At 60.0% G+C, this 4924-nt stretch carries 4 protein-coding genes and 1 pseudogene; 3 read left to right on the plus strand and 2 right to left on the minus strand.

Annotated features, from left to right (window positions below):
• The 3 genes from V6C16_RS14990 to dapB form a co-directional block, all read left to right on the plus strand.
• The coding region (locus tag V6C16_RS14990) for a UvrB/UvrC motif-containing protein (protein ID WP_442886198.1) at positions 1-72 on the plus strand (72 nt) is incomplete at its 5' end.
• Between the two features lie 98 nt (positions 73-170).
• Positions 171-2297: an NAD-dependent DNA ligase LigA gene (gene ligA, locus V6C16_RS07910; protein ID WP_333534811.1), complete on the plus strand. Its 2127-nt coding sequence runs from the start codon at positions 171-173 to the stop codon at positions 2295-2297.
• Between the two features lie 23 nt (positions 2298-2320).
• On the plus strand, positions 2321-3100 hold the full coding sequence (gene dapB, locus V6C16_RS07915) for a 4-hydroxy-tetrahydrodipicolinate reductase (RefSeq protein ID WP_333534810.1): 780 nt from the start codon (positions 2321-2323) through the stop codon (positions 3098-3100).
• A 165-nt stretch (positions 3101-3265) separates the two neighbouring features.
• On the opposite strand, the gene V6C16_RS07920 is transcribed toward dapB, so the two are convergent.
• A complete protein-coding gene (locus V6C16_RS07920; protein WP_333534809.1) occupies positions 3266-4573 on the minus strand; it encodes an ATP-dependent 6-phosphofructokinase in 1308 nt (435 codons plus the stop codon).
• Positions 4574-4589: 16 nt separating this feature from the next.
• Positions 4590-4924 (minus strand): annotated as a pseudogene (locus tag V6C16_RS07925) (HD family phosphohydrolase); the annotation flags it as partial.

Below are 4924 nucleotides of genomic sequence, written 5' to 3' on the forward strand. Positions count from 1 at the left end.
TTTGAACAGGCGGCGCAACTGCGCGACCGCATCCGTGTTTTGCGGGCGCGGCTTATTGCGTTGCCGGACTGAGGGCGGGGCGCGGGCAGCGGGTCCATCTGGGCGCGTGATGCCCTCCAAACGGGCGTTTTTCAAGCTTTCGCGGATAGATATTTTCAAAAAGGTCTTTCATGGCACAGAATAAAGAATATCAGGGCGGGCCATTGCAGCACAGCCTTTTTTCCTCCGGTCCCACCGGCGAAGAGCGTCGGCGCGCCCAGTGGCTTACGGCCGAGCTTGAGCGCCACAACCGGCTTTACCACACGCTGGACAGGCCCGAAATCAGCGATGAGCAGTTTGACGCCCTGTTCCGTGAGCTGCAGGATCTGGAAACCCGCTGGCCGGAACTGCGTTCGCCCCATTCGCCGACATTGCGTGTGGGGGGCGGGCTGCTGGACGGTCTCGCAAAAAAGGCCCACAGCCTTCAGATGTATGGTCTGGATAACGTATTTTCAGCCGAGCAGTGGCAGGAGTTTGCGGAACGCATGGTTCGCGCCTGGGGCGTTGATGTAAACGGTCCCCTGCCGGGAAGCTTCTGGTGTGACCCCAAACTGGATGGTCTGGCTTTGGAGATCATCTACGTCAATGGTGTGCTGCAGGAAGCTCTCACCCGTGGTGACGGCGAGGTGGGCGAAGTTGTTACCGAGGCCGTGCGCACCATACGCACCGTACCCCTGCGGCTTGCAGGACCGGGACCTTTTCCTGCCAGGCTTGAGGTGCGGGGCGAAGTCGTCATGTACAAGAAAGATTTTGCCGCACTTAATGAAAAACAGGAAGCCCTTGGCCTGAAAACCTTTGCCAATCCCAGAAACGCCGCGGCAGGAACCCTGCGCCAGCTCGATACTTCCATTATCGGTTCGCGGCCCTTGCGTTTTTTGGCCTACAGCCTGGGTCAGGCGCTTTGGTCGCCCGCGCCCGCCTGCCTCCTGCAGTCCGAGGTTATGGAGCGGCTTGGGGAATACGGCTTTCTCACCCCGCCGGACGGCAGGCTGTGCCGCAGCGTGGGGGAAGTGGAAGAGTACGCCCAGTGGGTCAGGGAGCACCGTACCGCTTTTCCTATGGAAATCGACGGGGCTGTTGCCAAGCTCGACAACCTTGAAGCCCAGCAGGCGCTTGGCTTCACCGCGCGCGCACCGCGTTTTGCCGTGGCCTTCAAGTTTCCGGCGGAACTGGCGCAGACCCTGCTGAAAGACATTGAGATACAGGTGGGCCGTACAGGCGTGCTCACTCCTGTGGCGATGCTTGAGCCTGTATCTGTGGGCGGTGTTATGGTTTCGCGTGCCACCCTGCACAATGAAGATGAAATACGCAACCGCGATGTGCGGGTGGGCGATACGGTCATGGTGCGCCGCGCGGGCGATGTTATTCCCGAGGTGGTGGGGCCGGTGCTGGAAAAGCGCCCGGAAAACGCTCAGGAATACGTTTTTCCCCATACCTGCCCGGCATGCGGCCAGCCTGTGTACCGGGAAGAGGGCGAAGCGGCCTGGCGGTGCGAAAATATGGCTTGTTCCGCCATCCGGCTGCGGGCCATCACGCATTTTGTGTCCAAGGCCGGGCTGGATATTGCAGGCGTGGGGCAGAAATGGATAGAACAACTGGTCAGCAGCGGCCGGGTGCGGTCTCCTGCGGATCTTTTTACCCTTACGGTGCAGGAACTCCTGGGCTTTGAGCGCATGGGAGAGGTGCTGGCCCATAAGTTTGTGGACGCGCTTGCCCGTGCAGTGCATTCCGCCACCCTGCCGCGCCTCATCAGCGCCCTGGGCATAAGGCATGTGGGCGAACAGACCGCCCGCACCCTGGCATTGCATTTTGAGACTCTGGATGCGTTGGAAAGCGCCACTGCGGAAACACTGCTGAGCCTGCCTGATGTGGGACCTGAAGTGGCGTCGTCCATTCATAATTTTTTCAACAGCCCCGCCAACAGGGAGCAGCTTGAGCGCTTCAGGGCGCTGGGTCTGTGGCCGCGCGGCGGCGGTTCTGCTGACGGCCCTGACGAGGGCGGCCTGATATCCGGCCCGCTGGCCGGAAAGAATATTCTTTTTACCGGAACCCTGAGCATACCGCGCGGTGAGGCCGAAAAGCTGGCCGAAGCCGCCGGGGCCACGCCGCTTGGCGGAGTAAGCAAAAAACTTGATTACCTTGTGGCGGGTGAAAAGGCGGGCGGCAAGCTTGAAAAAGCGCAGGCGCTGGGCGTGCCGGTGCTTACCGAAGAGGAATTTATGACCATGTTGCGCGAAGCCGGAGCGGCTTCGGAATAATTTGAATACAAAGCGAGCAAAGCATGAGTACAGCCATCATCGTGGTAGGGGCCAACGGGCGCATGGGCAAAACCATCAGCCATCTGGCGGCGACGGAGCCGGCCTTTAGCCTGGCAGGACTGGTGGACAGCAGGGAGCATGTGGAAAATCTGGCAGGAGCGTCCTGTCCGGTGGGCGACAGCCTTGCGGCGGTGCTGCCCAAAGCGCCGGGCGCGGTGGCTATTGATTTTACGGCCCCGGCCGTGAGCCTGCAATCGGCCCGTGCCGTGGCCGAAAGCGGTCATGCCCTGGTTATCGGCACGACGGGCTTTACGGATGCGGAAAAGGACGAACTGCGCGAACTGGCGAAAAAAACTCCCATTTTCTGGTCGTCCAACATGAGTATAGGCGTCAATGTGCTATGCAAGATTTTGCCGGAACTGACCCGCGCCCTGGGCGATGCCTACGATATCGAGATGGTTGAACTGCACCATAACCGCAAGAAAGACAGCCCCAGCGGCACGGCTCTGACCCTTGGCGAATGCCTGGCAGAGGCTCGCGGCTGGCAGCTTAACGATGTGCGTTGTTCTGCCCGCGACGGTATTATCGGCGAAAGGCCCAAAGCCCAGATCGGCATACAGGCCATACGCGGCGGCGATGTGGTGGGCGTGCATACGGTGTACTTTATGGGTCCCGGCGAGCGCATCGAGGTGACGCATCAGGCCCATTCGCGCGATACCTTTGCCCAGGGCGCGCTGCGGGCGGCGGCCTGGCTGGCGGGACAGAAGCCGGGCAAGCTGTACGGCATGCGCGATATGTTCTAGAACTAATTGCCCTTACTCACGCTGGCACGCCACTGAAACCCATTGCGCACAAATGCATAAGACCCTTTTCAGCCCGCTGTTCGTGCGGCGCATGAAAAGGGTCTTTTTCTTCGATCTGGCGCCTGCTCACGCAGCCGTCTCAACAGTTCAAGGGAAAAAAATGCGCTACAGCGGCGGCAGCATGCCCTTGAGCATGCCCTGACCCGTGGATTCAAGCACGGCCCGCCACAGGTCGGAGTAAATGTTGAGCTTGCGACGTTTGCGTGTGACCAGTTCCAGAGGCAGGTGCACGTACCGGTCCTGAATCTTGCCCACCACCATATGGGTGCGGCCCGCCATGGCGGCATGCACCGCATACTGGCCCAGAAAGCCGCAATAGACCTTGTCGTTGGCGCTGGCGGGAATGGAACGGATAATATAGCTCGGGTCGATATATTTTATGGAATGAGCCAGGCCGCGCACGTCCAGATAGGCGTTGATGGATGTGCGCAGGAGTTCGGATATGTCGCCCAGCACGGGATTGCCGGAAGCATCGGTACCGTTCTGCTCTGTCAGCAGATGCTGCCCGGCCCCCTCGGCGGCAACGATGACGGCATGCCCACGCGCTTTCAGGCGTTCTTCCAGCGCGGGCAAAAGCCCCCCCTCGCCCTCAAGGCAGAACGGGGCTTCGGGAATAAGCACAAAGTTTACTTCCTTGAGAGCCAGCGCTGCCCGTGCGGCAATAAAGCCGGACTCGCGCCCCATAAGCTTCACCAGCCCGATGCCGTTGGGAACGCCGCACGCTTCGGTGTGGGCGCATTCAATGGCTTCCGTCGCCTTGTAGACGGCGGTTTCAAAGCCGAAAGACTGGGGAATGAAGTTGATGTCGTTATCAATGGTTTTGGGAATGCCGATAACGGCAAGCTTCAGGTTGCGGGCCTGTATTTCGGTGCTGATGGCCTGCGCGGCCTTCATGGTGCCGTCGCCGCCGATCACGAAGAGAATATTGACATTGCTGCGTTCAAGCGTGTCCACAATTTCTTCGGCGGCCTGCGGCCCGCGTGAGGAGCCGAGCATGGTTCCGCCAAAGCGGTGTATGTCTGCCACGCCTTTGGGCGTCAGTTCCTGAAGGGTATGCCCGTATTTGGGGATAAAGCCTTCAAGGCCGTAAGGAATCCCCAGTATGGACGGCACGTTGTATGCGTGAAATGCCTCCATCACAATGGCACGTATGACGTCGTTGATGCCGGGGCAGAGGCCGCCGCAGGTCACGATGGCGCACTTGGCCCGCGTGGAATCGAAATAAAGCTTTTTACGCGGCCCGGCAGCCTCAAGGCATACGCCGAAGGCTTTGCCCGCTTCGTCTGTCAGTTCTTCATCCACAAAAATCTGTATGGTCCTGTGGTCGGCCCAGGTGCGATAGGGCAAATGGGAGTCGAGCTTGCAGGGGCCAAGGGTGCGTATATCCGTTTGCAACGTGCATTCTTTATTCATACCGGCCTCGCGCGTGTTATTTGCTCAGTCCAAGTTCGTCGGCGCTGGCGCGCATGGCCTCGATGGACAGGGCCAGAAATTCGTCCAGGTCAAGCCCGGCCTCTGTACACTGCCGTATGTTGTCACGGCTGACACTGGCCGCAAACGCTTTGTCTTTCATTTTTTTCTTGATGCTTTTGACTTCCATGCCCTCCATGCCCGTGGGGCGCATAAGGGCAGCCGCGCTGATAAGGCCGGTGACGCTTTCACCGCAGCGCAGGGCGTAGTCAAAGCGGGTGGCGGGTTGTGCGCCATTCATTTCACCGGCATGGGCGCGTATGGCTGCAAGAGCCGGCTCGGGCAGGTGGCCGG

Source organism: Desulfovibrio sp. 1188_IL3213, assembly GCF_036763145.1.
Taxonomy (GTDB): Bacteria; Desulfobacterota; Desulfovibrionia; order Desulfovibrionales; family Desulfovibrionaceae; genus Desulfovibrio.